5 protein-coding genes and 1 pseudogene are annotated in these 4799 nt (G+C 63.6%); 2 read left to right on the forward strand and 4 right to left on the reverse strand.

Going from position 1 to position 4799, the window contains the following annotated elements; translation table 11 throughout:
- Nucleotides 1-495: 495 nt before the first annotated feature.
- Both gltA and VKZ87_RS08765 read left to right on the forward strand, forming a co-directional pair.
- Complete coding sequence (gltA, locus tag VKZ87_RS08760) at nt 496-1800, forward strand: citrate synthase (protein WP_324220870.1); 1305 nt, start codon at nt 496-498, stop codon at nt 1798-1800.
- A 47-nt stretch (nt 1801-1847) separates the two neighbouring features.
- The gene (locus tag VKZ87_RS08765) at nt 1848-2057 is read left to right on the forward strand and encodes a hypothetical protein (protein WP_324220871.1); all 210 of its coding nucleotides are present in this window, start codon (nt 1848-1850) and stop codon (nt 2055-2057) included.
- 57 nt (nt 2058-2114) lie between these two features.
- Here VKZ87_RS08765 and gloA read toward each other — a convergent pair whose 3' ends face one another.
- From gloA to VKZ87_RS08785, 4 genes and pseudogenes are all read right to left on the reverse strand, one after another.
- Nucleotides 2115-2546: a lactoylglutathione lyase gene (gloA, locus tag VKZ87_RS08770; protein WP_324220872.1), complete on the reverse strand. Its 432-nt coding sequence runs from the start codon at nt 2544-2546 to the stop codon at nt 2115-2117.
- A gap of 56 nt (nt 2547-2602) precedes the next feature.
- Nucleotides 2603-3808 (reverse strand): lipid-A-disaccharide synthase, encoded by a 1206-nt coding sequence (lpxB, locus tag VKZ87_RS08775; protein WP_324220873.1) that lies wholly within the window; start codon nt 3806-3808, stop codon nt 2603-2605.
- Complete coding sequence (locus VKZ87_RS08780) at nt 3795-4628, reverse strand: LpxI family protein (RefSeq protein WP_324220874.1); 834 nt, start codon at nt 4626-4628, stop codon at nt 3795-3797. Before VKZ87_RS08780 ends, lpxB begins: the two co-directional genes overlap by 14 nt.
- A pseudogene (locus VKZ87_RS08785) lies at nt 4609-4799 on the reverse strand (acyl-[acyl-carrier-protein]--UDP-N-acetylglucosamine O-acyltransferase); the annotation flags it as partial. The pseudogene VKZ87_RS08785 and the gene VKZ87_RS08780, both read right to left, overlap by 20 nt.

Raw genomic sequence — 4799 nt, forward strand, 5'->3', positions numbered from 1 at the left:
CCACTCCCTCCTATTCGTCCTCAGATCGGCGGGATCAATGGAATCGGATTGGTACGATCCGGATCGCCGCCTCCATAGGCACCCCACAGTAACCATGGGGCAATGATTCCGGGCGTCATAGTTACCATGCGGTAACTGTCAGTCTCGGACGAGGCGCGTCTCACCCACTGACGCCGGAGCGCCCGTCCGCCCCGCCAGAGACAGCCTCGCCCTTCCCTTTATGCGAAATCCTTGCCTGCCCCCCATCTGGCCATGAAACCACTGCGCGCCAGGTCACTCAGTAAGGTGTGCACCGCCATTCGCTCGAATGCCGCGATTATCGGTGATGCGACACAATGTCCGTGTTCATCCGACATGGAAGAAGGCGATCGGAGTTCGGCTTTCGTCGAACCATTTTTGGCCGGGCGCAGGCCTTTCCTCCCAGCTTTCCCCCGCCCTATAATTCTTCGCACCACAATCAGATCTTTTTTGATTCCAATCTGGGGGTAATTCCTTATGACCGCCGGCAGCAAGCCTGTTACGCTCACCGACCCGAATACTGGCAAGACTGTTACCCTTCCCGTTCTTGACGGCACAGTCGGCCCCTCGGTGATCGACATCCGAAAGCTTTACAGCGAGACCGGCTACTTCACTTACGACCCAGGCTTCACGTCGACGGCCAGCACCGAAAGCAAGATCACCTATATCGATGGCGATAAGGGCGAACTGCTGTATCGCGGCTACGACATCGCTGATCTGGCGGAGCAGTCGACGTTCCTCGAGACCTGCTATCTGCTGCTGAACGGCGAACTGCCGAACGCGAAGCAGCGTGCGGATTTCGAGCGCACGATTACCCACCACACGATGCTGCACGAACAGATCCATTTCCTGTTCCGCGGCTTCCGGCGTGACGCGCATCCGATGGCTGTCATGTGCGGCGTGGTCGGTGCGCTATCGGCCTTCTATCACGACGAGACGGATTACAACGATCCGCACCAGCGCATGATCGCGCAGCATCGCCTGATTGCGAAGATGCCGACCATTGCCGCGATGGCCTACAAGTATTCCGTCGGCCAGCCCTTCATGTATCCGCGCAATGATCTCGGCTATGCCGAGAACTTCCTGCACATGACCTTCGGCGTGCCGGCAGAGCCCTACAAAGTAAGCCCGGTTCTGGCGCGCGCGATGGACCGCATCTTCATTCTGCACGCCGATCACGAGCAGAATGCCTCGACCTCGACGGTGCGCCTGGCCGGTTCGTCGGGCGCCAACCCGTTCGCCTGCATCGCGGCCGGCATTGCCTGCCTCTGGGGCCCCGCCCACGGCGGCGCCAACGAGGCGGTGCTGAAGATGCTTGAGGAGATCGGCTCGGTCGACAAGGTCGGTGAAGCGGTGAAGAAGGCCAAGGACAAGAATTCCGGCTTCCGCCTCATGGGCTTCGGCCACCGCGTCTACAAGAATTACGATCCCCGCGCCAAGGTCATGCGCCAGACCTGCTATGAGGTCCTGGACGAGCTGGGCGTGAAGGACGAGCCGCTGCTCAAGCTGGCCATGGAGCTGGAGCGGATCGCCCTGGAGGACGATTACTTCGTCGAGAAGAAGCTGTACCCGAACGTCGACTTCTATTCAGGCATCATCCTGCGCGCCATGGGCTTCCCGACGGCCATGTTCACGGCCCTCTTCGCCCTTGCCCGCACGGTCGGCTGGATCGCCCAGTGGAACGAGATGATCGAGGATCCGGCCCAGAAGATCGGCCGCCCGCGGCAGCTGTTCACCGGTTCTCCGCGGCGCGAGTTTATTCCGCTCGACAAGCGCACGTGATCGGCGTTTTATAAAGGGAGAGTAACGGCGCGATGGGAGGCGGGCCGATGCGGAAAGGTGCGGAGAAGCAGGGCGGAATGCCCGCCGCGGAGACGAGAACCACCGGCTATGGGTGGCTTCGTCCCGGTTTCATGACCATGCCTGCCGCGGCCAATGATAACCGGATCGCCCCGCGCGCCCTCCTGAAACGGCCGCAGCTGTGGCTGTGGCTGGCCATGATGGTAACGGGCGGCGCCTGGATCATGTCCCGCCTCTGACAGACTGCCGATACAGACACGAAAAGGCCCGGATCGCTCCGGGCCTTTTGCTTTGGATCATTTGCGCTCGATCAGTTCGATCTTGTAGCCGTCCGGATCCTCCAGGAAGGCAATGACACTGCCGCCGTGCTTCATCGGACCCGGCGGACGCGGGATCTTCACGCCTTCGGCCTGCAGCCTCTCGCAAAGACCGTAGATATCGGGCACGCCAATGGCGATGTGTCCGTAACCGCTGCCGATCGTATACGGCTCTTTCTGGCCCCAGTTGTGGGTCAGCTCGATCACGGCATGATCCTTCTCGTCGCCATAGCCGACGAAGGCCAGCGTGAACTCCCCGCTGGGATAATCCGTGCGGCGCAGAAGCTTCATGCCCAGTTTGTTGACGTAGAAATCCAGCGACTTCTCGAGATCGAGCACACGCAGCATCGTGTGCAGCATGCGGTACGATGCCGCCGTGGCAGGTTGCTGAATGGCCGTTGTTTCGTTCATCGGGCTCTCCTCTGGCAGTTCCATCCAATATGCGGCGCCGGGCCGCGATGTCGAGTTCACGCAGCGGGATGATGGCGGCCTGCGACGGACAGGATGGTCCGCGCAGCCCTCACGCTCGGCGTCGCCTCCTCGTTCGCGCCCAGCTGCGCGGCAATCGCGGCGCAACCGTCGATTTGCGCCTGCCGGGCAGCAGGATCGGTCAGCAAACGGAGCAGCGCCGGTGCGATCGCGTCGGCGTTGCAGTTCTCCTGCAGGAACTCCGGCATGATCTCCCGCTGCTGCAGGATATTCACCAGCCCCGCATACTCCGTAGTGATCAGGCGACGGACTATTGCCGCGGTCAGCGGATTGACCCGGTAGGCCAGGATCGTCGGGGTACCTGCGAGCCCCAGTTCCAGAGTTGCCGTCCCCGACGCCGCGAGCGCCGCATCCGCAGCGACCATCGCGGCATAGCGTTCGGCCGTGGCTTCGACGACCGTCACCCCGTAGGGCAGGGACCGGGCTTCCTCCCGCACCACGGCCGCAACCGTTTCGACGGTGGGAATCACAAGGTGCAGCTCAAGGCCCTGCTGCCTGAGCCGCTCAAGAACGTCGCGGAAGACAGGGAGCAGTCTTGTGACCTCGCCCCGGCGGCTGCCTGGAAGAACGGCCAGCAGTTGCCGGCCGCCAGGGATGCCGTGGCGATCCCGAAAGCCGTTTCCCGCCTCGACGGCAGCCATTTCAGCCGTTCTTGCCGCGGCGAGTGTCTCGACCGCGGGATGGCCGACGAACGTTGCCGGCAGACCGGCCGCCTCGAAATACGGCGGCTCGAAGGGCAGCAGAGTCAGCAGATGATCGTAGAGCCGCGCCATGCGCCGGGCACGACCCGGCCGCCAGGCCCAGACGGTCGGCGCAACATAATGCACGAGCGGAAAGCGGCGGGGCGTCAGCCGCCGGGCGAGCCGCCGTCCAAATCCCGGGCTGTCGATGGTCACCACCACGTCGGGCGGATCGGCGAGAAGAAACTTTGCCGTTTCATCGATGTGTTGCAGCAGAAGACGTGCGCGCGGCAGGATCTCTACCAGACCCATGACTGCAAGATCGCCGATCGGAACCCTGCTCTGCAGCCCCTCCTCGGCCATCTGCGCTCCGCCGACGCCGCTGAACTGCACGTTGCCGGCTGTCTCGCGTCTGAGTGCGCGCATCAGTCCGGCGCCGAGCACGTCGCCGGACGGCTCACCGGCAATCAGCGCCACCCTGAAAGGCCGGTCACTTTTCGTCATGACGGAAGCCGATAAGGAACATGCCCTGGTGATCGGCGGCGGCGGCCATCGCTTCCGCGTCGACGATCAGCGCAGCCCCGGCCTCGACTGCAATTCCGGCCAGGCCTGCCGCAACGGCATATTCGATGGTTGTCATGCCCACGGTGGGAAGATCCACCCGGCGATCCTGCTGCGGCTTGGCTGTTTTCACCAGGATACCGCCCCGGGCGTCCGTTCGCTCCGCCACGCGGGCAAGTAACACGTCGGTGCCAGCATCGTCCTCGCGGTCGACCACCGTCCCGGCGGCGACGATGACGGCCTGGCCGCGGTCCGCCCGCCCGAGGTCGCGCGCCGCCGCAACCCCGACCCGGATATCCGCCTGCTGCGCCGGGGTCGGCGCCAGACTGCCATACCGCTTCTCGGCGGCCAGCAGATCGCCGACCACCTGCTCGATCCCGATCACACGAAAGCCATCGCGTTCGAAGGCATCGACAACAACACGCAGGATGGCATCGTCCCCCGTTGCCGCTGCCTTGATGATTTTCGGCAACAGCAGTGCTCCCTTCAGGTCGGGTTTAAGGGCACTGAAGTTCGGCTTCGCGACGCGGCCGCAGAGGCAGACTTCCGTCACACCCGCCGCCTTCAGCGCGCCGATCAGCCGACCCACCTGCGGAAGGTCGAACCAGCCGTGCTCCGTTGCTTCGACGGCAGCCGGATCGCAGAAGCCGTTGAGTGCCGCGATATACAGCGGTCGCTGTTCAGCCCGGCATCTGTCCCGGGCAATGGCCGGTATGTCGCCGCCGCCCGCGATCAGCCCGAGTTTAGGTCGCTGCTGTGCCATCCGCCTGCGGCTGGCAAACGCCCCGCTTGGACGCCTTGCGGATGAAGGCGATCACTTCCTGGATCAGCTGGGTGTCCGCATATTTCGCGGCCACCTCTTCCAGACGGTCAGCCAGACGACCACTGCCGGAGAAAAGCTGATCATAAGCAGCGCGCAGCTTGTTGATGTCGT

This window comes from Ferrovibrio sp. (genome assembly GCF_035304305.1).
Lineage (GTDB): Bacteria > Pseudomonadota > Alphaproteobacteria > Ferrovibrionales > Ferrovibrionaceae > Ferrovibrio.